Source organism: Pantoea sp. AS142 (assembly GCF_037152305.1).
In the GTDB taxonomy this organism is placed as follows: domain Bacteria; phylum Pseudomonadota; class Gammaproteobacteria; order Enterobacterales; family Enterobacteriaceae; genus Pantoea.
The window spans coordinates 251,369-272,080 of the sequence record NZ_JBBCMO010000002.1 but is presented as its reverse complement, the minus strand read 5'-3'; the positions used below and the strand labels follow the sequence as shown (position 1 = coordinate 272,080).

Here is a 20,712-nt window from a genome sequence, read left to right as displayed (position 1 = left end):
ACCTGCATCATATTATTAACAAATGATGCCCCGCTTTCCAGCTAAATCGCTTCAGTCTGTAGGGTTAATTTTAGTGTAGCGGGTATTCACACGCATGGATCGCGCATTTAACAAACATATCTTGACAGGTATCACCGTGTTTTCCTTCCCCTTATCAGGGGTATTTTCTTGATCAAGAACACACTTTTGCCCTTTTTGCGTTAAATTTCTCCACCCCTAACGGCGATTCGGAATAAAAAGTTCGCTTCTTCGGTCAGCAAATTTCAGTTCACTCAGGAGTGAAATTAATTTATGGGAGTAACATTATGGAGTGTAATGAGAGGGAGAGTCGGGCATGGAGCACGCATAAAAAAGCCTCTCGTTCTTTTCAGGGAATGAGAGGCTTATTTATAAGCGTTTATTAAGGCAATGGCACCGGTATTGAGTACAACACGTTAACGAAATTACTCTTCGTCATCCAGCAACAGCGTACCGTCAGGATTATTGCTCAGATTATACGGGTCATTAGTGGACTGCATAGCATTGAAGATAGCCAGCGCCAGTTCATTATCGCTGTCAGGATTACGGCACAGCAGATATTGCGTATCCGGCAGTACCGGCAACCCTTCAGCCGCGCCCATAACACGGAGTTCCGGGCTCATCATCTCGACCGGACGGGCCGTCACACCTAATCCCGCTTTCACCGCAGCCCGCACTGCAGCCAGTGTGGAAGCGACATAGGAGATGCGCCACGGAATGCCCGCTTCATTAAGATGATCAATAGCCATATCACGATAAGGACTTGGCTCATCCAACAGCACTAATGGAATGGCTTCGCCACGCTGGAAGATATAATCCGCTGCGCAGTACCACAAAGTTGGTGAAGTACGCAGTACCTGATAGGTAAAATTACCCGGGCTGGAGGTCGTCACAACCAGGTCCACTTCACCCTGATTGAGCATCTCCATCATAAATGGATTACGTTTAACCCGCACATCAATTGCCAGTTTCGGATAAACCGAGGTCACCCGATTTAGCAGGAACGGCAGAATGGTGTCAGACGTGTCATCTGAGGCACCAATGGTCAGCACGCCCTGAATGTTGCTGTACATCAGAGAAGTGCAGGCTTCGTCGTTGAAACGAAGAATTTTTCTGGCATAGCCTAAAAGCTGGATTCCATGCTCTGTTAACAGCTTATTACGTCCATGTCTGGCAAACAGCTCTTTACCTACCAATTGTTCCAGACGCTGCATCTGCTGACTGACTGCTGATTGGGTTCTGCAGACCGCTGCAGCGGCCGCTGCAAAGGTATTCAAATCCGCAACGGCAACAAAAGTTCTCAGCAGATCGAGGTCGAGATTTAGTATCGGACGATTTGCATTAGTCATGATTTTTTCTTCACTTATAAGATTTTACGAACTACTACCCTGGTGTTATCACAAGCTTATCAAAGTGATAAGCAGTAATGGTGCTCAATGACAGTCCTGTGTTAAGACTGACACAAAAAAATGTTTATGTGGAACATGCACTGTTAACTTAGCTGAAAGGGTCACAGTGCTATTAAGACAGATACAACTTCTGAACCGATGGCGCTGGGTGCGCGAATGCAGGAAGCTGCGTAGTTGTCTTACTCCCCCAAAAAGAAACGGGCAGGATAAAAAACGCACTTTACGGGCTGCCAGGACGAAGCGGCTTAGTGCGCTAAATAATAAATTATACTTAATCATTTTTGACTTCAAAATGGAAATGATTTTGTGAAAAGCGCTGTAAATTTTGTGCTAAAGGCTTTTACAGACCCTTATGCCATATTATTGATCACTTTTTAAGCCTTCAGCATTCTGAAATTTAGTGAGGAAGTGTTAATTACTCCTCAGAATCCTGCCACTAAGTTGCCATATGAAGCTCTTCTTTTGGCACTTTGCCGGTGATCACAAGGCCTTAAAAGAGACACTCTTAAGCAGCGCTAAGGCGTGAACGTTCCCTGAATTATAAAACTGCGTACAAACTGAACTTTTATGAAATAAAATTTAACTATTTCTCTGTGTGTATATTTAAGCCGCACAGAAATGTTGAACCTCGATAGCTTCCAGATAACTTTCATAATGCCAAAAGCGTATGTTGGCTCAGCAGCTCATTAGGTAGACTTAAGTCCTGAATTTTCCATAATTTAAGGTTTCATTTACCACCTTAAGTATCTCAACTTGTCTTTTATGCTGCACATCGTGCTAAAAGTTGTTGAACCCGCCAAAACGGTGCGGCACCCTTCTTTTGTGACCGTGAGGAGAGTACATTGTGCGGGTTCGATTTCTGTGGCAGCCAAAAGAATTCTGCCCATTAAGGCGGTAACAATGACTTTTCAAATTAATAAATCCGGAAAACTCGACAACGTCTGCTATGACATTCGTGGCCCGGTACTGAAAGAGGCGAAGCGCCTCGAAGAAGAAGGCAACAAAGTTCTGAAGCTTAACATCGGCAATCCGGCGCCGTTTGGTTTCGAAGCACCGGATGAGATTCTGGTCGATGTTATTCGTAACCTTCCCAGCGCTCAGGGCTATTGCGACTCCAAGGGTCTCTATTCCGCCCGAAAAGCGATCATGCAGCACTACCAGGCGCGCGACATGCGCGATGTCACGGTAGAAGATATCTACATTGGCAACGGGGTTTCAGAGCTCATCGTGCAGTCGATGCAGGCGTTACTGAACAGCGGCGACGAAATGCTGGTGCCGGCACCCGACTATCCGTTATGGACGGCCGCAGTTTCCCTTTCCAGCGGTAAAGCAGTGCACTATTTGTGTGACGAGTCAGCTGGCTGGTTCCCGGACCTGGATGATATACGCAGTAAGATCACGCCGCGTACCCGCGGCATCGTGATTATCAACCCGAACAACCCAACCGGCGCGGTCTACAGCAAAGAGTTGCTGTTAGAAGTTGTTGAGATTGCGCGTCAGCATAATCTGATCATTTTTGCTGACGAGATCTACGACAAGATCCTTTATGACGACGCACAGCACCACTGCATCGCTGCGCTGGCCCCCGATCTACTGACCGTCACCTTCAATGGCCTCTCCAAAACCTATCGCGTTGCCGGATTCCGTCAGGGCTGGATGGTACTGAATGGGCCAAAGAAACATGCTAAAGGCTATATAGAAGGCCTCGAGATGCTCGCCTCGATGCGCCTCTGTGCCAACGTGCCGGCGCAGCATGCGATTCAGACGGCGCTGGGCGGCTACCAGAGTATCAGCGAATTTATCATGCCTGGCGGTCGTCTCTACGAGCAGCGGCAGCGCGCCTGGGAGTTGATCAACGATATTCCTGGTGTCAGCTGTGTGAAACCGCAGGGTGCGCTTTACATGTTTCCGAAAATAGATGCCAAAAAATTCAACATCTTCGACGATCAAAAGATGGTGCTGGATTTTCTGCTACAGGAGAAAGTCCTGCTGGTTCAGGGCAGTGCTTTTAACTGGCCATGGCCCGATCACCTGCGCATTGTTACGCTGCCACGCGTCGATGATCTGGAGATGGCAATTTATAAATTTGGACGCTTCCTGCAAGGCTATCGTCAGTAATCGCAGCCGCGTATACTGACGTTATTTGGGGGGAGCCTGTCTCTCCCCTGCCTGCCAACAGGAACGCTCATGACACAAAGTCACTTCTTTGCTCACCTCTCCCGTCTTAAGCTGATCAATCGCTGGCCATTGATGCGCAATGTGCGCACCGAAAATGTTTCTGAACACAGTCTGCAGGTCGCCATGGTAGCGCATGCCCTGGCCATAATAAAAAATCTTAAGTTCAGTGGATCGCTTAATGCCGATCGCATTGCCATGCTGGCGCTCTATCACGATGCCAGCGAAGTCCTCACTGGCGATTTACCGACTCCGGTTAAGTATTACAACGCACAGATCGCCCACGAATATAAAAAAATCGAGAAGATTGCCCAGCAGAAATTGATTGAGATGCTGCCTGAAGAGTTTCAGGCGATCTACCGCCCGCTAATCGATGAACATTTGCACAGTGAAGAGGAGCAGGCCGTTGTGAAACAGGCAGATGCACTCTGCGCTTATGTAAAGTGTCTTGAGGAACTGTCTGCCGGAAACAACGAATTTTTACTGGCTAAAGCGCGGCTGGAAAAAACCTTAGCGCAACGCCGTTCACCGGAAATGGATTTTTTTGTTGAGGTGTTTATTCCGAGCTTCAGCCTGTCGCTGGATGAGATCTCACAGGATACGCCACTGTAAACCCGACGGTCTGACCGCCGGGCCGCCCTTTAAGCCTACTGACTGAAGGTAAAGCTGCCGTCAGAAGTGCAGGTTATTACCAGTGAGGTCAGTGATTCGAGCTGAAGCGCCACTTCATCCAGCCGTGGCGTTTCCGCCGGGGCATTGATGGCTATCACCGCGCAACCGGCATTCAGGCCGGATAAAATTCCGGCGGGCGCATCTTCTGCCACCACACACGATGTCGCCGCTAATCCGAGCTTCTCCGCTCCAAGCAGGTAGGGATCGGGCTCAGGTTTACCTTTAGCCACCTGCTCTGCGGTAATAAACACCGCGGGCTTCGGTAATCCTGCGGCTTTATGACGTGCATGTGCGACCGGCACTGAGCCTGAAGTGACAATCGCCCAGGGAATCTGCAGCTCGTTGAGCCGGTTCAGCAGCGCATTGGCGCCTGGCAGCGCCTGCACGCCATCGGTATCCGCTGCTTCAGCCTGCTCCAACGCGACAAACTCCGCCTGAATAGCCGCTTCCGACTGGCCTGCCATGAAATGACGCAGAGAGGTGATCGCCTGTTTGCCATGGATGAAATCCAGGATGTCATCGGCCGCAATGCCATGACGGGCACCCCACTGGCTCCAGGCTCGTTCAACCGCTGGCAGTGAATCCACCAGCGTGCCGTCTAAATCAAATAGAAAACCTCTGTAGGTCACGCGCTCCTCCTCAATCAGGCATTAATCACTTGCGCAATTTCATTTGCACTTAAATGGTACTGGCGCGGACAAGTCTGCCACAAAGCTAACATGCGTTGATACTTTTCCCACATCGGGGTCTGCGCATTAAAACCATGTGTACCGGAATCGAAGTGGGTGTAACGCCCTTCTGTATTAACCATAAAACGGACATAACTCAGCAGTCGTGCTTCGGTTGCCGCATCAAAGCCCAGAAAGGCGAGACGGCGTTCTTCAAGCTGACCTTTATCTTTAAGGTTCGACCAGGAGACGTGGAGGGCGTGATGCATTTCCATAATGTCGATCACCGTCCGACAGATCGCTTCGCTAAGTTCGCCAAACTCTTTATCCAGCTCACGCATCTGCAGCGCATAACCGCGTTCGATGATGGTCTGGTAGCGGCGAAAGCGTTCAGCATTTTCTGGCTCAAGCATGGCCATGATTTTGTATTGGTTAGTGAGAATCAAACGCTGCGCATGGGTCATTTCCATCATTCACTCCTGGTCAGAGACCGCTCAGTTAATCAACAATGGAGAAATGATTGCACAGCGTGAGTGACACGAAAATCGCCGTATCGCCTTTCTTTGATTTGGCCGCAGGTTAGCGGTAATTTTTTACCGCCGTCCAGGGAAAGATCAGAGATCGTCGAGGAAGGTGCGGTCAAGTAGTTTAAACGCCCGCTTTAAGAGATCGGCCAGCGCCTGATAGGTCGGCTTGCCTTCTACAGGCGCACTCGCCTGGCCGGCCTCTTCCAGCCGGGCACGCACTTCATGAAACCAGTTAAGCAGCGTTGGCGGCAGCGGCGTCACTGACCGCTTCCCCAGCCACCATAATCCCTGCATCGGCAGGCTACAGGCAAACAGCGCCGTCGCCACAGCTGGGCCTAATTGCCCCCCCATAGCTATCTGCCAGGTCAGCGTAAAAATCGCCAAAGGTGGCATAAAGCGAATGGCAAAGCGCGTTGCCGATGAAACACGGTTTTCCGGGAACACGGGAGCCAGGCGCTTATCAGCAGGCCAGGTCTTCATATAATGTTGGCCGCGTTGAAACATCCGAAACCAATTGGTACTGCCAGATTCATTCGCCATGGCTCACCTCAACTAATTCTGTAAATATTAAAAATATAGTTATAACCACACAACTTTACGTGACATCCTTCAATTTTTTTTGTCTTTAAAGATGACTCCAGCTATTCTGACGCCGTTTTTACCCTTTTCCGGAAGCGGGATGCGCCTTTGGGAAGAGGCTGAGCCATCTGTCAACACGGTAACCTTCAAATTTTCGCGTAAGATTACCGAAATTTTTTGCGGAAATGCAGAATTCTGTCTACCGCATGATGTTTGTCATTAATCTACCCGCTCTAATGGGCTACGCTGTTAGTCTGATTGCGTTTAATTTAGCCACTCTCAAAAAATAGGTACTTCCATGTCGAGTAAGTTAGTTCTGGTTCTGAACTGTGGCAGTTCTTCCCTTAAGTTTGCCATCCTTAACCCTGCCAGCGGTGAAGAATTCCTGTCGGGCCTGGCGGAATGTTTTCACCTTCCTGAAGCCCGCATCAAATGGAAGCTGGAAGGCGAAAAACAGGAAGCGCCTCTGGGTGCTGGCGCAGCGCATAGCGAAGCGCTTAACTTTATCGTTAAAACCATTCTGGCACAAAAACCTGAGCTGTCGGCACAAATTGCTGCAATTGGACATCGTATCGTTCATGGCGGAGAGAAGCTGACTCACTCAGTCATCATTACTGAAGAAGTGGTACAGGGCATCAAAGACGCCTCTTCTTTTGCACCGCTGCACAATCCGGCGCATCTGATCGGTATTGATGAAGCGATGAAAAACTTCCCTCACCTGTCAGATAAGAATGTCGCGGTATTTGACACCGCTTTCCATCAGACAATGCCGGAAGAGTCTTATCTTTATGCGCTGCCGTACAAACTGTATAAAGAGCATGGCGTTCGTCGCTATGGCGCACATGGTACCAGCCACTTCTATGTGACTCACGAAGCCGCCAAAATGCTCAACAAACCGCTGGAGTCATTGAACATTATCACTTGCCACCTCGGCAACGGAGGTTCTGTCTCTGCCATTCGTAACGGCGCGTGCGTGGACACCTCTATGGGCTTGACCCCGCTGGAAGGCCTGGTGATGGGCACTCGCAGTGGCGACATCGATCCGGCAATTATCTTCTTCCTGCACGATACGCTGGGTATGAGCGTTGATGCCATCAATAAACTATTGACCAAAGAGTCTGGCCTGTTAGGACTGACCGAAGTCACCAGCGACTGCCGCTACGTAGAAGAGAACTGCGCCACCAAACAAGATGCGAAGCGCGCAATGGATGTGTTCTGTCATCGCCTGGCGAAATATATCGGCAGCTACACCGCACTGATGGATGGCCGTCTTGACGCCGTTGTGTTTACTGGCGGCATCGGTGAAAACGCCGCGATGGTACGAGAGCTCTCACTGAAAAAACTGGCGCTGCTGGGCTTTGACGTCGATCACGATCGCAATCTGGCGGCCCGTTTCGGCAAGTCTGGCTACATCAATAAAGAAGGCACCCGCCCGGCGTTAGTGATTCCGACCAACGAAGAGCTGGTCATTGCTCAAGACGCCGCGCGTCTGACTGCGTAAACGCTTCTCTCCGTCAGCTCAGGCTGACGGAGTTGTTTTTGACACCATGCCATTACTGAGAGGTTCACACGTGTCACGTACAATTATGCTCATTCCGACCGGCACCCGCGTCGGCCTGACCAGCGTCAGCCTCGGCGTTATCCGCGCCATGGAACGCAAAGGCGTACGCCTCAGCGTCTTTAAGCCAATTGCTCAGCCGCGTGCCGGCGGCGATACCCCAGATCAAACCACCACCATTATCCGTAAGAACTCGTCGATTCCTGCCGCCGAACCGCTGCAGATGTCACGTGTTGAATCACTGCTGGGATCGAACCAGCAGGATGTGCTAATGGAGGAGATCATCTCCCGTTACCATGCCAACACGCAAGATGCCGAAGTGGTGCTGGTTGAAGGTCTGGTCCCCACGCGCAAGCATCAGTTCGCCAACGCGCTGAACTATGAAATCGCGAAAACCCTGAATGCGGAAATCGTCTTCGTGATGGCGCTGGGCAATGACTCCCCGGCACAGCTGAAAGAGCGTATTGAGTTGACTCAAAGCAGTTTCGGCGGTCAGAAGAACAAAAATATCACCGGCGTAATTATCAATAAACTCAATGCGCCGGTCGATGACCAGGGGCGTACCCGCCCTGACCTGTCAGAAATTTTTGATGACTCGTCAAAAGCCAGTATCGCCAATATCGATCCTAAGCAGCTGTTCTCAGACAGCCCGCTGCCGGTGCTGGGCTGCGTGCCGTGGAGCTTTGACCTGATTGCCACCCGCGCGATCGATATGTGTCACCACCTGGATGCGCGCATCATCAACGAAGGTGAGATTCAGACCCGCCGTGTTAAATCGGTAACGTTCTGCGCCCGTAGTATCCCGCACATGCTGGAGCATTTCCGTCCTGGCTCACTGCTGGTCACCTCCGCAGATCGCCCGGATGTACTGGTTGCCGCCTGTCTGGCTGCCATGAATGGCATTGAAATTGGCGCTATATTGCTGACCGGTAACTATGAGATTGACGATCGTATCGCGCGTCTCTGCGACCGTGCCTTCCAGACCGGCCTGCCGGTGTTTATGGTGAAAACCAATACCTGGCAGACCTCCCTGAGCCTGCAGAGCTTTAATCTTGAAGTGCCCGCTGACGATACGCAGCGCATCGAGAAAGTGCAGGAATATGTCGCCAGCTACATTAACGCCGAGTGGATTGAGTCACTCACCGCCACGTCAGAACGCAGCCGTCGCCTTTCGCCACCCGCCTTCCGCTACCAGCTGACCGAGCTGGCGCGTAAAGCGGGCAAACGCGTGGTGCTGCCAGAGGGTGATGAGCCGCGTACCGTTAAGGCGGCTGCTATCTGTGCTGAACGCGGCATCGCCACCTGCGTACTGATAGGCAACCCGGATGAGATTCAGCGTGTCGCTGCGGCTCAGGGTGTCGAACTGGGCAAAGGGGTTGAGATTGTTGACCCGGAACAGGTTCGTCAAAACTACGTACCGCGTCTGGTTGAGTTGCGTAAGAGCAAAGGCATGACCGAAGTGGTCGCCCAGGAGCAGCTGGAAGATAACGTCGTACTCGGTACCATGATGCTGGAGAGCGGCGAAGTGGATGGCCTGGTTTCAGGTGCGGTTCACACCACCGCCAACACCATTCGTCCGCCACTGCAGCTGATCAAAACCGCGCCTAACAGCTCACTGGTTTCCTCGGTGTTCTTTATGCTGCTGCCGGAGCAGGTGCTGGTTTACGGTGACTGCGCGATTAACCCGGATCCGACCGCCGAGCAGCTTGCTGAGATTGCCATCCAGTCAGCCGATTCAGCCAAAGCCTTTGGTATCGACCCACGGGTTGCAATGATCTCCTACTCTACCGGCACTTCAGGTGCAGGCAGCGACGTTGAAAAAGTGCGCGAAGCAACGCGTATTGCGCAGGAAAAACGTCCTGATCTGGTGATCGATGGTCCGCTGCAGTATGACGCCGCGATCATGGAAGATGTGGCGAAATCAAAAGCACCAAATTCACAGGTTGCGGGTCGCGCTACTGTATTCATTTTCCCGGATCTCAACACCGGTAACACCACTTACAAAGCGGTACAACGTTCAGCCGATCTGATCTCGATCGGACCAATGCTGCAGGGTATGCGTAAACCGGTCAACGACCTGTCGCGCGGCGCGCTGGTTGATGACATCGTTTATACCATCGCCCTGACGGCTATTCAGTCTCAACAGGCAGAAGGCTAAGCGTCAGTCGATAACGAAAAAGGCATGCCCCAGGGCATGCCTTTTTTCGTCGGTAACCCAGCTGTTCGCGTTAACGCCAGTCGGTGACATGCGTCAGAGCGCCCGTTTTCAGGCGCGGTTTTCGCCGTTGCGACTCATCCACAGTGAGAGCGCTTTAAGTGAATCGTCAGTGAACTCATCACAACGCGCGGTGATCTCATCGGGTGTCATCCAGATAATCTCATCGACTTCCGACTCCTGCATGGCGAATGGCCCGTGCGACACGCAACTGAACAGACCGCCCCAGACGCGACAATGCTGATCTTCGAAGTAAAATTTGCCATGCTCAGCAAACGGTACCGCAGCAATCCCTAACTCCTCTTCCGCTTCACGTCGCGCAGATTCCAGCATATCTTCACCGCTCTGCACTACGCCCCCTGCGGTTGCGTCCAGTTTGCCCGGCATAAAATCTTTTATCTCAGTGCGACGCTGTACCAGAATCTTGCCCATACCGTCATGAACCACGATATAGGTGGCGCGGTGACGCAGGCACTGAGCGCGCATCTGCGCACGTGTCGCCTGAGCAACGACTTCATTCTCTTCGCTTACGATATCGACCCATTCGATGCCGTCACCCGCAGTTTGATCCACCATCCGTAACCCTTTCCTGTTTGGCGTACACTTGGGTACGCAGTTTGCCACTTGTTATTTTTATGTGGCGTAAGGTAATCACTTCCGCCAGCCTGAGCAAGCCCTGGCTGTTACCGATTTTTACCACTTTCTGCTAACCACAGCTGTACCGAGGCTCGCTGCCACTGAAACTCAGCATAATGCTGTAAACGGACGGGCAAGGGATCGCCATGCAATACCAGCCGGTTAAGCATTATCGCCAGATCGGTATCTGCAATTGACCACTCGCCAAACAAGTTCTGTTGCCCGTCCGGCAGCAGGCGATTCACTGCCGTAACGAGTTTATCCACCGTCTGCTGCGCTGACGCGGTCAGCGGCGCAAAACGCTCACCGGCAAACAACACTTCTGTCGGACGCTCCTGACGGATACACAGGAAGTCGCTGCGCAACCAGGCCTGAATCTCTCTGGCGCGGGCGCGCTTCTCACGGTCACGTGGATAGAGGCGTTCAAACTCGGGTGCCAGAAAACGCTCTTCGAGATATTCAGTAATCGCTGAGGATTCGCTTAACAGGAAATCATCAATTTGCAGAGTCGGCACCCGGCAGGTCAGCGAAAGTTCACGGTAAGCCGCGGCGTATTGCTGATTCTGCGACAAATCGACGCGTTTCAGCTGGAACGGGATCCCCTTTTCGGTAAGAGCGACGTAGGCCGACATGGCGTAAGGACTGAAAAATGATGAATCTGACCATAGGGTGATGGACGGATAATTCATCGGTTACCTCAATTGGCTGTCAGGGTTGCATCATGTTTACCGATTTTTTTTTACGAAGGCAACGCTGAGCTGATCCGATCTCTGCCTCCGGAATAAGAAAGCGCGACGCGACTCACTATAGAGTGGCTCCACTCTTCTATGCTGAAAGGTGCAAATAACAAAAACATCAAGGGAGCCGCAACATGCACATTCTTATTACCGGTGGCACAGGACTGATTGGCCGTCACCTGATTCCACGCCTGCAACAGCTGGGGCATCAGATTAGTGTGGTGACGCGTGATGTGATCAGCGCGCGTGAAAAACTGGGCGAGAACGTCGCGTTCTGGTCAGGTCTGGCGCAGCAGCCAAACCTGGATAACATCGATGCGGTGATTAATCTGGCGGGAGAACCCATCGCAGACAAACGCTGGACGGAGCCACATAAACAACAGCTGTGCGAAAGCCGCTGGCAGATAACCGAGCAGATCGCCTCCCTGATCAACGCCAGCGCCACGCCACCCTCCGTACTCATCTCAGGTTCGGCAACCGGCTTTTATGGCAATACCGGCGATCTGGTGCTCACTGAAGAGGATCAGGGTCAGGATGAATTTACGCATCAGCTCTGCGCCCGCTGGGAGCAGCTGGCCCTGGCGGCTGAAAGCGAACGCACCCGCGTATGCCTGCTGCGGACCGGCGTGGTGCTGGCTCCCGAGGGCGGCGCGCTCAGCAAAATGAAGCTGCCCTTTAAACTCGGTATTGGCGGGCCAATCGGCAATGGCAAACAGTATCTGCCCTGGATCCATCTTGACGATATGATTAACGCCATTATCTGGCTGCTGAATCATGACGATCTGCGAGGTCCATTCAATATGGTCGCCCCCTATGCGGTGCGTAATGAGCAGTTTGCGGCAACACTGGGTCAGGTGATGCATCGGCCCGCGTTTATGCGCACGCCAGCCAGCGCCATTAAGCTGATGATGGGCGAATCGTCGGTACTGGTGCTGGGAGGACAGCATGTGCTGCCAAAGCGGCTGGAAGCCTCAGGTTTCGGCTTCCGCTGGTACGATCTCCAGGAGGCATTGCAGGATGTGGTGAATCATTAACCTGAAGCCCGCGCCTGTCAGACGCGGGCTTCAGGATTACTTCAGCGATCCCTTAAGGAACTGCTGTAAACGCGGGCTTTTCGGGCTGCCGAACAGCTCCGCAGGCGGTCCCTGCTCTTCGATTTTGCCCTGATGCAGGAAAATCACATGGCTGGATACGTGACGGGCAAACTCCATCTCGTGGGTCACTACCACCATCGTTTTGCCCTCTTCTGCCAACTTCTGCATGATGCGGAGCACTTCGCCTACCAGTTCCGGATCCAGTGCCGAGGTCGGTTCGTCAAATAGCAGCACCTCTGGCTCCATCGCCAGTGCGCGTGCAATCGATACACGCTGCTGCTGACCACCAGAGAGGTGAACCGGATACTTCGCCTGGGCCCGCGCATCAATGCCCACTTTATCGAGATAGCGGATGGCGCGTTCGCGTGCCTCCGCTTTGCTCAGCCCCAGCACCTGGATCGGGGCTTCCATCACGTTTTCCAGCACTGTCATGTGGCTCCACAGATTAAAGTGCTGGAACACCATGGTCAGACTGGTACGCAACGCGCGCAACTGTTCTTTGTCAGCCACCTTGAGCTGACCATCTTTGTCACGGACTAACGTGATTTGTTGGTTGTTGACCACGATACTGCCTTCGCTCGGTTTTTCGAGGAAGTTGATGCAGCGTAAAAAGGTACTTTTCCCTGAACCGGACGATCCAATGATACTGATCACATCACCCGCTTTAGCAGTTAACGAGACCCCTTTCAGCACTTCATGTTCACCGTAATGTTTATGCAATTCGGTGACGCTTAATTTATTGTCAGCCATAGTTCTACTCAATGCGATGAAGAGGGTTTCACGTGGGCCAGCCAGCGGCGTTCCGCCAGGCGAAACAGGCTGATCAACACGTAAGAGATAATCAGGTACAACACAGCCGCCAGGCCAAAGGCGGTAAACGGCTGATAGGTCGCCGAGTTAATATCCCGCGCGATTTTCAGCAGATCCGGCACCGTGGCGGTAAAGGCCAGCGCCGTGGAGTGCAGCATCAAAATCACTTCGTTGCTGTAGACCGGCAGTGCGGTACGAAGCGCCGAGGGCAGGATAATGCAGCGATAGAGCTTAAAGGTGGAGAAGCCGTAAGCCCGCGCCGCTTCAATTTCACCGTGTGGCACCGCGCGAATCGCACCCGCAAAGATTTCCGTGGTATAGGCACAGGTGTTAAGGGTGAAAGCGAGCAGCGTACAGTTCAGGCCACTGCGGAAAAACGCGTTCAGCAGTTCAGTGCCTTTCACAATCTCCAGCGTGTACATCCCGGAGTAGAACACCAGCAGCTGCACATAGAGCGGCGTGCCGCGAAACACGTAGGTAAAGAGCCAGACCGGAAAACTGATAAACCGGTTAGGCGAAACCCGCGCTATCGCCAGCAGGATGGCCAGGCAGCCGCCAAGGGAGACTGAGAGAATCAGCAGCCACAGGGTGATGGCGACACCGGTAAAACGATAACCGTCAGTCCAGAGCAGCGATTTCCAGTATTCCTGAATAATCTCAATCATAACTCGCCCTCTTCACGCCGACCGTATAGCGCCGGTTCAGCCACCACAGCACGCCGTTCGACAGCGTGGTGAACACCAGATAAATGACACCCGCCACAATGGCGAAGTAGAACGGCTGCCAGGTACTTTTCCCCGCCAGCTGCGTCGCCTTCACCACATCTTCCAGCCCCAGCAGCGAGACCAGCGCAGTGGCTTTGAGAATCACCTGCCAGTTGTTACCGATGCCTGGCAGCGCGTAGCGCATCATGGCCGGGAACAAAATGCGTCTGAACACTTGCGCGCCGGTAAAGCCAAACGCGGTTGCCGCTTCAATCTGCCCTTTTGGTACGGCCATAAAAGCGCCACGGAACGTTTCAGTGAAGTAGGCACCATAGATAAAACCGAGCGTGATGATACCGGCGACCATCGGATCAATATCAAACTGGGCAATGCCCAGCGCATCGGTTACCTGGTTGAGGACAATCTGCAGACCGTAAAAGATCAGCAGCATCAGTACGAGGTCTGGCACGCCACGAATCAACGTGGTGTAGCCTTCAAAAATCATCGCCAGCGGCCGGCTGCGCGACAGTTTCGCGCCTGCGCCAATCAGGCCCAGCAGCACTGCCAGCACCACGGAGGTCAGTGCTAGCTCCAGTGTTACCAGCGTGCCCCGAAGAATTACATCAGAATAGCCATACAACATCGAGAGGGTCCTGTCGTGGGGTGAAAACGAAACGCTGCCCGCAAGCGAGACGGGCAGTTTGGCTCTACCTCTCCCTTAACCCTGCCATCCGCCATTTACGTAAAAGGTCGGGGTTCAGCGCCTAGCAGAAACGGCTCATGCCCGACAAAACGGCAGGGTACTCAGAGGGTAAAGCGACAGGATGGTTAGTCGCCGTACACATTGAAATCGAAATATTTCTTCGCAATCTTGTCGTAGGTACCATCTTTACGCATGTCAGCAACGGCTTTGTCGATAGCCGCTTTCAGTTCGCTGTCATCTTTACGCAGTCCCATTCCGGTACCAACGCCAAAGATCTTGTCATCTTTCACGGCCGGACCGGCGAAGGCGTAGTTTTTACCCACCGGCTGCTTGAGAAAGCCTTCGCTGGCCTGCACTTCATCCTGGAACGCAGCATCAATACGGCCCGCATTCAGATCCTGATAGACCAGATCCTGATTAGCATAAGGCGTAACGTTTACCCCCTTTGGCCGCCAGTTCTGATTAGCATAGGTTTCCTGCGTGGTGCCCTGCAGCAGACCGATATTTTTGCCTTTCAGCGACTCGATGGTCGGCTCAATTTTCGATCCCTTCGGTGCAACTAAACGCGCATTAGCGGCGTAAAGTTTTTCCGAGAAGGCGATCTCTTCCTGACGTTTAGCTGTGATAGAAAGTGAGGAGATGATGGCATCAATTTTCTTCGCTTTCAGCGAGGGAATCAACGCATCGAAGTCGCTCTCAACATAGGTACATTGGGCATGAATACGTTTACAAATTTCGTTAGCGAGGTCGATATCGAAGCCCACTAACTTGCCTTGCGCGTTTTTCGACTCAAACGGTGGGTAAGTTGGATCTGTGCCGATACGGATTGAGCCCGGAACCGCCGCGACGACGCTGGCAGCACTGGATAAGCCCAGCATCAGGGAAAGAGCCAGAACACGCTTTTTCATAGATTACCCTCAAGTGAAATGCTTTTTGTTATGTGGTTCGTGATGTGTTTGCGCAAAGTAATTTGCATGTTTCATGCCAGTTCTGCAAGTTATCCACGCCGTTAGCATGATGTCAGACTCGCGTAAACGCTGTGTTTGTGAGGAGAATATAGCAGTGAAGTAAAACAGAAAAAGCGAGGTTGTTAACTTTTGGTGCGTCAAATGCACGAAGAGTGATCCGAGGCGCGCTTATGCACTAAATAAGTGCGCCAGTGGAATTTTATGCACCCTGCCAGCGCGTAAAGAGGTCTTCGGGTAATTCGATATCAAACTGGTCGGTAACCCGGTTAACCGTCTGATCGATCAGTTGATCGATGGTTTCAGGACGATGATAAAACGCTGGCACCGGCGGCATGATAATGGCACCCAGCTCTGCGGCGGTGGTCATCATTCGCAGGTGACCGACATGCAGCGGGGTTTCGCGCACGCATAAAACCAGCTTACGTTGCTCTTTCAACACCACGTCAGCGGCACGGGTCAGCAACGAATCACTGTAACTGTGTACGATACCAGAGAGCGTTTTCATCGAGCAGGGTAAAATTGCCATGCCCAGCGTTTTAAACGATCCAGACGAAATATTTGCTGCAATATCGCGCACGTCATGCACCACATCGGCCAGCGCCTGTACGTCACGCAGCGAATAATCGCTTTCCAGCCCCAGCGTCTGACGCGCCGCCTGGCTCATAACCAGATGTGTTTCAACCTCTTCCACCTGCTGCAATACCTGCAGCATGCGCACGCCATAAATCACCCCGCTTGCGCCAGAAATGCCAATGATGAGTCGTTTCATATTCCAACCTTATATCAGCCAATGCGCCATCATACGCGGGCCAGCGGGTTTATGAAAACAAACAGGGCGGGATTGCTCCCGCCCTGCTTTATGCTGCCCGCCTGTCGGGAGCATCAGCCTTCGTTATGCAGCTCAAGGTTTTCGACTTCGTTCTGCCGCTGGAGCGCTTTGGCGTCATCATTGCGCAGCGACTCAAGATACTCCAGGTACTGCTGATCAACATCTTTCGTCACGTAAATGCCATTGAACACTGAGCACTCAAATTGTGCAATGTCTGGATTCTCTTCACGAACCGCTTCAATAAGATCGTTAAGGTCCTGAAAAATCAGCGCATCGGCTTTAATCAGCTGGCGAATCTCTTCCACTTCGCGGCCATGCGCAATCAGTTCAGTGGCGCTCGGCATATCGATACCGTAGACGTTCGGGAAACGAATTTCCGGTGCCGCTGATGCCAGATAAACCCGTTTTGCACCCGCTTCACGCGCCATCTCAATGATCTGCTCTGAGGTGGTACCGCGCACAATCGAGTCATCCACCAGTAGCACGTTTTTATCACGGAATTCGGCCCGGTTAGCGTTGAGCTTGCGGCGCACCGCGCTGCGACGTAACTGCTGGCCCGGCATGATAAAGGTGCGGCCAACGTAACGGTTTTTCACGAAGCCCTGGCGATAGGGTTTGTCGAGAATACGTGCAATTTCCAGCGCGATATCGGTTGAGGTTTCCGGAATCGGAATCACAACGTCGATATCCAGATCTTCCCACTCACGGGCAATTTTCTCGCCCAACTTGGTGCCCATACGGACACGGGCGCTGTAGACCGAAATTTTGTCCAGGAACGAGTCGGGGCGAGCAAAATAGACGTACTCGAACAAACAGGGATTGCTTTTCGGATTTTCAGCGCACTGGCGGGTTGAAAGCTGGCCCTGCTCTGTGACATAAACCGCTTCACCCGGTGCAACGTCACGGATGAACTCAAAGCCCAGCGTATCCAGCGCCACGCTCTCGGAGGCGACCATATATTCGGTGCGACCATCCGCAATAACACGCTTGCCCAGTACCAGCGGACGGATACCGTTGGGATCTCGAAAAGCGACCATGCCGTGACCGATGATCATCGCCACCACCGCATAGGCGCCACGCACCTGCTGATGCACTGCAGCCACCGCAGCAAAAATGTTGTCGGCTTCCAGCGGATCGTTTTGAAAACGATCTAGTTCCTGCGCAAAGATATTCAGCAGGATTTCAGAATCTGAGGTGGTATTAACGTGGCGGCGGCCCTTTTCAAACAGGTGCTTACGCAGCACATGGGCGTTGGTGAGATTACCGTTGTGCGCCAGGGTGATGCCATACGGCGAGTTTACATAGAAAGGCTGCGCTTCAGAGGCACTGGAACTTCCCGCCGTTGGATAACGCGCGTGACCAATCCCCATATTGCCCTGCAGACGCTGCATGTGGCGTGCTTCGAAAACGTCGCTGACCAGGCCGTTTGCCTTTCGCAGGCGAAAACATTTCAGCGCATCGATGGTACAAATGCCTGCGGCATCCTGCCCGCGGTGCTGGAGCACCGTTAACGCGTCATAGATCGACTGGTTGACCGGCATGAAACCGGTGATACCGACAATACCGCACATGTTGTCATTTCCTCATTAAGCCGCACTCCCGGTCACATCACCGGGGTAAAAAACTCGACGTGCTTTTCAGGTAATCAAAAAACCACCTGATTATATAACTGAACTCGGGAATGAGTTGAGACTGTTGCCAGTCCGGACTTTTAGAAAAGCCAGTGAATGTATCAAGGAAGAACAGCAAAGCGGCCACAATCAGCACACCACGCAACGCCCCGAAACAGACGCCCAACACCCGGTCGGTTCCCGACAGGCCGGTTTTTTCCACCAGCGTGCCGATAACGTAGTTCACAATGGCCCCCACAATCAGCGTAGCCACAAACAGCACACCGATGGCGATACCGTTACGAACCAGTTCGTCGTCAAAACCTGTAAACCAGACTGCAAGGTAGGCATAGTAATGACTGGCGACAAAAAACGCGCATCCCCAGGTAACAAGAGATAAGGCTTCCCGGACAAACCCACGGACCAGGCTGACCAGAGCCGAAAAACCAACTACCGCAATAATGACGTAATCAATCCAGATCATGAACTCTTCCAGCGCCAGTGCAATTGCACCCCTGCATCCAGTTCGGGGCGCATTCTAACAGAAAAAGAAAACGTTTGCGTAGCGGTTTTCTTTTTCTGCATCCATAAAAAAGGCGATAAAAAAAAGTGCTATCGCCCGGGTGATTTTCAGCCGGGCAGGCCGTTGAAAATCGTCATTTTTTTACGCTGTAGCAGGCTTTATGCACTCTGCTTTTCGGGCAAAAGACACTGCCTGTTACTGCTATCGGCAGCGCCAATCACCTGATTTAGCGGGCGCTGTACGGCTTCACAACGCCGCCCAGTCCTGAGATATTTTTCAGTTCGCCCACCGCGCTCTGCATTTTGGCTTTTGAGGCATCCGGCCCAACGTAAATGCGGGTGATCTGTCCCTGTACCGGCGTTGAAGGCACGGTAAAAGCACGATAGCCCGACAGCCGTAACTGCGCGACAATCTCATTCACTTTGCTGGCGTTTTTCAGTGCACCCAACTGCACGACATAAGCCTGTCCTGCCGGTGCCGTTGTCTCTGCCGCTTTTGGCGCTTCTTCCTGCTTAGGCTGTTCAACCGGCTTTGGTTTGGGCTGCTCCACGGTTTTTGGCTTCTGCTGTTCGACCGGTTTCTGCTTAGGCTGCTCTGCGACTTTTGGTTTACGCGGCTCTTCCGCTTTCGGTTTCGTCACCGTCTGTGCGGGCACAGACGGATGAACCGGCGGCGGCGAGACCACCACGGGATCGCTCTCATCTTCCGGTTGAGTCCGTCCCTGCTCCGCCGTGGCGTTGGTTTTGCCATTACCATTGCTGCTGTTGACCGCATTGCCCGCGCCTTCCGGCGGCTGTGCCGGCAGCGACTGGGTTACCGGTGGCACCATTTCGCTATCCTGCTGATCATCAGGTTTCGGCACCAGTGGAATGGCGGCGAACTCCTCTTTGTAATGCTTTTTCTGACCATCCAGCAGCCCTGGCAGTACAATCACGCCAACGGCGACCAGAATAACGGTGCCGACTAAACGGTTCTGAAACTTACTTGCCACGTCCTTTCTCCGTTTCAATCGATTCCATGACCTGCGCAACGGTGTGGAATGAACCACAGACCAGCACAATGTCCTGCGGCGCTGCCTGCTGGCGGGCCTGCTGCCAGGCGAGCTCAACCGAGCTAAAGGCTTCACCCTGTGACAGGCCGCTCAGCAGTTGCTCAGCACTGGCGCCGCGCGGTCCGTCAAGCGGTGCGCAGTACCAGACATCGACCACCGGTGCCAGCGCCGCCAGCGTACCGGCGATATCTTTATCATGCAGCATGCCCACGACGGCATGCACTTTGCCGCGTTTCGGCAATGCCGACAACCGTGATGCCAGATAGGTTGCCGCATGCGGATTATGGGCGACATCCAGAATCACACGTGGTGATTCGCAGAGGGTCTGGAAACGCCCAGGCAGCATCGCCAGCGGCAGGCTGGCACGAATCTGCGCCTCACTGACCTCAAGCCCTGAGACCCGTAGCGCCACCAGCGCGGTCGCCGCGTTAGGCAGCGGCACCTGTGGCAGCGGCAGATCGTTTAGCTCACCCGTCGCATCACGCAGCGACCAGCTTTCTGCCTGCGTATGCCATGACCAGTCACGGTTGCACTGTAACAGCTGAGCGCCTTTTTCCTGTGCGACCACGGCAATACTCTGCGGCATATCAGGTTCACCCACTACCGCAGGTTTTCCCGCCCGGAACACACCGGCTTTCTCACGCCCGATGCTTTCGCGATCCGGCCCAAGCCAGTCAGTGTGATCCAGCGCGATGCTGGTGACCACGGCGACATCGGCATCCACAATGTTTGTGGCATCCAGTCGACCGCCGAGGCCGACTTCAAGGATCACCACATCCAGCTGCGCCTGGTGGAACAGATTGAGCGCGGAGAGCGTGCCAAATTCGAAGTAGGTCAGCGAAATATCTGCACGTCCGGCTTCAATTTCCGCAAAGCTGGCGCAGTGCTGCGCTTCACTTAGCTCCTTTCCCTGAACCCGAACGCGCTCGGTGTAGCGCACCAGATGCGGCGAGCTATAGACGCCAACGCGGTAGCCCGCGGCGATCAGCAGCGTTTCCAGGGTGCGACAGGTGGTACCTTTTCCATTAGTACCGGCCACGGTAAAGACAAAGGAGGCGGGTTTCAGCAGGTCGAGACGTTGTGCAACCTGGCGAATACGGTCCAGACCCAGTTCGATGGCCTGAGTATGCAGGTGTTCAAGATAATAAAGCCACGTGGCCAAAGGCGACGTGGCTTGAGGAAGGTGAAGATTGTCCATATGTCCCGTTTTGCTTATTTATACCTGG

Annotated in this window: 20 protein-coding genes; 5 read left to right on the top strand and 15 right to left on the bottom strand. The window is 53.0% G+C overall.

What is annotated here, in order from left to right:
• Window positions 1–443: 443 nt before the first annotated feature.
• A complete protein-coding gene (lrhA, locus tag WFO64_RS06375) occupies window positions 444–1,367 on the bottom strand; it encodes a transcriptional regulator LrhA (protein ID WP_013358575.1) in 924 nt (307 codons plus the stop codon).
• 960 nt (window positions 1,368–2,327) lie between these two features.
• Here lrhA and WFO64_RS06370 point away from each other — a divergent pair.
• Window positions 2,328–3,545, top strand: coding sequence for a pyridoxal phosphate-dependent aminotransferase (locus WFO64_RS06370; protein WP_337009982.1), 1,218 nt, complete (start codon window positions 2,328–2,330; stop codon window positions 3,543–3,545).
• A 69-nt stretch (window positions 3,546–3,614) separates the two neighbouring features.
• Complete coding sequence (gene yfbR / locus WFO64_RS06365; protein WP_337009980.1) at window positions 3,615–4,214, top strand: 5'-deoxynucleotidase; 600 nt, start codon at window positions 3,615–3,617, stop codon at window positions 4,212–4,214.
• A 35-nt stretch (window positions 4,215–4,249) separates the two neighbouring features.
• Here yfbR and WFO64_RS06360 read toward each other — a convergent pair whose 3' ends face one another.
• The 3 genes from WFO64_RS06360 to yfbV all read right to left on the bottom strand — a co-directional run bounded on the left by WFO64_RS06360 (window position 4,250) and on the right by yfbV (window position 6,009).
• Window positions 4,250–4,903 (bottom strand): sugar phosphatase, encoded by a 654-nt coding sequence (locus tag WFO64_RS06360; RefSeq protein ID WP_337009978.1) that lies wholly within the window; start codon window positions 4,901–4,903, stop codon window positions 4,250–4,252.
• 14 nt (window positions 4,904–4,917) lie between these two features.
• Window positions 4,918–5,412, bottom strand: coding sequence for a YfbU family protein (locus WFO64_RS06355; protein ID WP_337009976.1), 495 nt, complete (start codon window positions 5,410–5,412; stop codon window positions 4,918–4,920).
• Between the two features lie 144 nt (window positions 5,413–5,556).
• Window positions 5,557–6,009 carry a terminus macrodomain insulation protein YfbV gene (yfbV, locus tag WFO64_RS06350; RefSeq protein WP_337009974.1) on the bottom strand — a complete coding sequence of 151 codons (453 nt, stop codon included), beginning with the start codon at window positions 6,007–6,009 and terminating at the stop codon, window positions 5,557–5,559.
• A 337-nt stretch (window positions 6,010–6,346) separates the two neighbouring features.
• On the opposite strand from yfbV, the gene ackA reads away from it, so the two are divergent.
• Entirely contained in the window at window positions 6,347–7,549 is a 1,203-nt protein-coding gene (ackA, locus tag WFO64_RS06345; protein WP_337009972.1) for an acetate kinase, read from the top strand.
• An 85-nt stretch (window positions 7,550–7,634) separates the two neighbouring features.
• A complete protein-coding gene (gene pta / locus WFO64_RS06340) occupies window positions 7,635–9,764 on the top strand; it encodes a phosphate acetyltransferase (protein ID WP_337010513.1) in 2,130 nt (709 codons plus the stop codon).
• A gap of 108 nt (window positions 9,765–9,872) precedes the next feature.
• On the opposite strand, the gene yfcD is transcribed toward pta, so the two are convergent.
• The gene (gene yfcD / locus WFO64_RS06335) at window positions 9,873–10,397 is read right to left on the bottom strand and encodes an NUDIX hydrolase YfcD (protein ID WP_337009971.1); all 525 of its coding nucleotides are present in this window, start codon (window positions 10,395–10,397) and stop codon (window positions 9,873–9,875) included.
• Between the two features lie 107 nt (window positions 10,398–10,504).
• On the bottom strand, window positions 10,505–11,146 hold the full coding sequence (gene yfcF / locus WFO64_RS06330; protein ID WP_337009968.1) for a glutathione transferase: 642 nt from the start codon (window positions 11,144–11,146) through the stop codon (window positions 10,505–10,507).
• A 182-nt stretch (window positions 11,147–11,328) separates the two neighbouring features.
• Between yfcF and WFO64_RS06325 the strand changes: the two genes are divergently transcribed.
• Window positions 11,329–12,228, top strand: coding sequence for a TIGR01777 family oxidoreductase (locus tag WFO64_RS06325; RefSeq protein WP_337009966.1), 900 nt, complete (start codon window positions 11,329–11,331; stop codon window positions 12,226–12,228).
• A gap of 36 nt (window positions 12,229–12,264) precedes the next feature.
• Here the strand turns inward: WFO64_RS06325 and hisP are convergent, their stop codons facing one another.
• From hisP to folC, 9 genes are all read right to left on the bottom strand, one after another.
• A complete protein-coding gene (hisP, locus tag WFO64_RS06320) occupies window positions 12,265–13,038 on the bottom strand; it encodes a histidine ABC transporter ATP-binding protein HisP (protein ID WP_337009964.1) in 774 nt (257 codons plus the stop codon).
• Window positions 13,039–13,046: 8 nt separating this feature from the next.
• Window positions 13,047–13,763, bottom strand: coding sequence for an ABC transporter permease (locus WFO64_RS06315; protein ID WP_337009962.1), 717 nt, complete (start codon window positions 13,761–13,763; stop codon window positions 13,047–13,049).
• On the bottom strand, window positions 13,756–14,445 hold the full coding sequence (locus WFO64_RS06310) for a histidine ABC transporter permease HisQ (RefSeq protein WP_337009960.1): 690 nt from the start codon (window positions 14,443–14,445) through the stop codon (window positions 13,756–13,758). The genes WFO64_RS06315 and WFO64_RS06310 overlap by 8 nt, the downstream gene beginning before the upstream one ends.
• A gap of 185 nt (window positions 14,446–14,630) precedes the next feature.
• Complete coding sequence (gene argT, locus WFO64_RS06305; protein ID WP_337009958.1) at window positions 14,631–15,413, bottom strand: lysine/arginine/ornithine ABC transporter substrate-binding protein ArgT; 783 nt, start codon at window positions 15,411–15,413, stop codon at window positions 14,631–14,633.
• A gap of 259 nt (window positions 15,414–15,672) precedes the next feature.
• Window positions 15,673–16,242: a UbiX family flavin prenyltransferase gene (locus tag WFO64_RS06300; RefSeq protein ID WP_337009956.1), complete on the bottom strand. Its 570-nt coding sequence runs from the start codon at window positions 16,240–16,242 to the stop codon at window positions 15,673–15,675.
• Between the two features lie 113 nt (window positions 16,243–16,355).
• Window positions 16,356–17,873, bottom strand: a complete 1,518-nt coding sequence (purF, locus tag WFO64_RS06295) for an amidophosphoribosyltransferase (protein WP_337009954.1) — start codon at window positions 17,871–17,873, stop codon at window positions 16,356–16,358.
• A gap of 37 nt (window positions 17,874–17,910) precedes the next feature.
• The gene (cvpA, locus tag WFO64_RS06290) at window positions 17,911–18,396 is read right to left on the bottom strand and encodes a colicin V production protein (protein ID WP_003854265.1); all 486 of its coding nucleotides are present in this window, start codon (window positions 18,394–18,396) and stop codon (window positions 17,911–17,913) included.
• Window positions 18,397–18,661: 265 nt separating this feature from the next.
• Window positions 18,662–19,426, bottom strand: coding sequence for a cell division protein DedD (gene dedD, locus WFO64_RS06285; protein ID WP_337009952.1), 765 nt, complete (start codon window positions 19,424–19,426; stop codon window positions 18,662–18,664).
• Window positions 19,416–20,684 (bottom strand): bifunctional tetrahydrofolate synthase/dihydrofolate synthase, encoded by a 1,269-nt coding sequence (gene folC / locus WFO64_RS06280; RefSeq protein WP_337009950.1) that lies wholly within the window; start codon window positions 20,682–20,684, stop codon window positions 19,416–19,418. Before folC ends, dedD begins: the two co-directional genes overlap by 11 nt.
• Between the last annotated feature and the right edge of the window lie 28 nt (window positions 20,685–20,712).

Bases quoted from the DNA above. Each gene is read 5' to 3' on its own strand.
- lrhA (WP_013358575.1), bottom strand. From the start codon at position 1,367: ATGACTAATGCAAATCGTCCGATACTAAATCTCGACCTCGATCTGCTG.
- WFO64_RS06370 (WP_337009982.1), top strand. From the start codon at position 2,328: ATGACTTTTCAAATTAATAAATCCGGAAAACTCGACAACGTCTGCTAT.
- yfbR (WP_337009980.1), top strand. From the start codon at position 3,615: ATGACACAAAGTCACTTCTTTGCTCACCTCTCCCGTCTTAAGCTGATC.
- WFO64_RS06355 (WP_337009976.1), bottom strand. From the start codon at position 5,412: ATGGAAATGACCCATGCGCAGCGTTTGATTCTCACTAACCAATACAAA.
- yfbV (WP_337009974.1), bottom strand. From the start codon at position 6,009: ATGGCGAATGAATCTGGCAGTACCAATTGGTTTCGGATGTTTCAACGC.
- ackA (WP_337009972.1), top strand. From the start codon at position 6,347: ATGTCGAGTAAGTTAGTTCTGGTTCTGAACTGTGGCAGTTCTTCCCTT.
- pta (WP_337010513.1), top strand. From the start codon at position 7,635: ATGCTCATTCCGACCGGCACCCGCGTCGGCCTGACCAGCGTCAGCCTC.
- yfcD (WP_337009971.1), bottom strand. From the start codon at position 10,397: ATGGTGGATCAAACTGCGGGTGACGGCATCGAATGGGTCGATATCGTA.
- yfcF (WP_337009968.1), bottom strand. From the start codon at position 11,146: ATGAATTATCCGTCCATCACCCTATGGTCAGATTCATCATTTTTCAGT.
- WFO64_RS06325 (WP_337009966.1), top strand. From the start codon at position 11,329: ATGCACATTCTTATTACCGGTGGCACAGGACTGATTGGCCGTCACCTG.
- hisP (WP_337009964.1), bottom strand. From the start codon at position 13,038: ATGGCTGACAATAAATTAAGCGTCACCGAATTGCATAAACATTACGGT.
- WFO64_RS06315 (WP_337009962.1), bottom strand. From the start codon at position 13,763: ATGATTGAGATTATTCAGGAATACTGGAAATCGCTGCTCTGGACTGAC.
- WFO64_RS06310 (WP_337009960.1), bottom strand. From the start codon at position 14,445: ATGTTGTATGGCTATTCTGATGTAATTCTTCGGGGCACGCTGGTAACA.
- argT (WP_337009958.1), bottom strand. From the start codon at position 15,413: ATGAAAAAGCGTGTTCTGGCTCTTTCCCTGATGCTGGGCTTATCCAGT.
- WFO64_RS06300 (WP_337009956.1), bottom strand. From the start codon at position 16,242: ATGAAACGACTCATCATTGGCATTTCTGGCGCAAGCGGGGTGATTTAT.
- purF (WP_337009954.1), bottom strand. From the start codon at position 17,873: ATGTGCGGTATTGTCGGTATCACCGGTTTCATGCCGGTCAACCAGTCG.
- cvpA (WP_003854265.1), bottom strand. From the start codon at position 18,396: ATGATCTGGATTGATTACGTCATTATTGCGGTAGTTGGTTTTTCGGCT.
- folC (WP_337009950.1), bottom strand. From the start codon at position 20,684: ATGGACAATCTTCACCTTCCTCAAGCCACGTCGCCTTTGGCCACGTGG.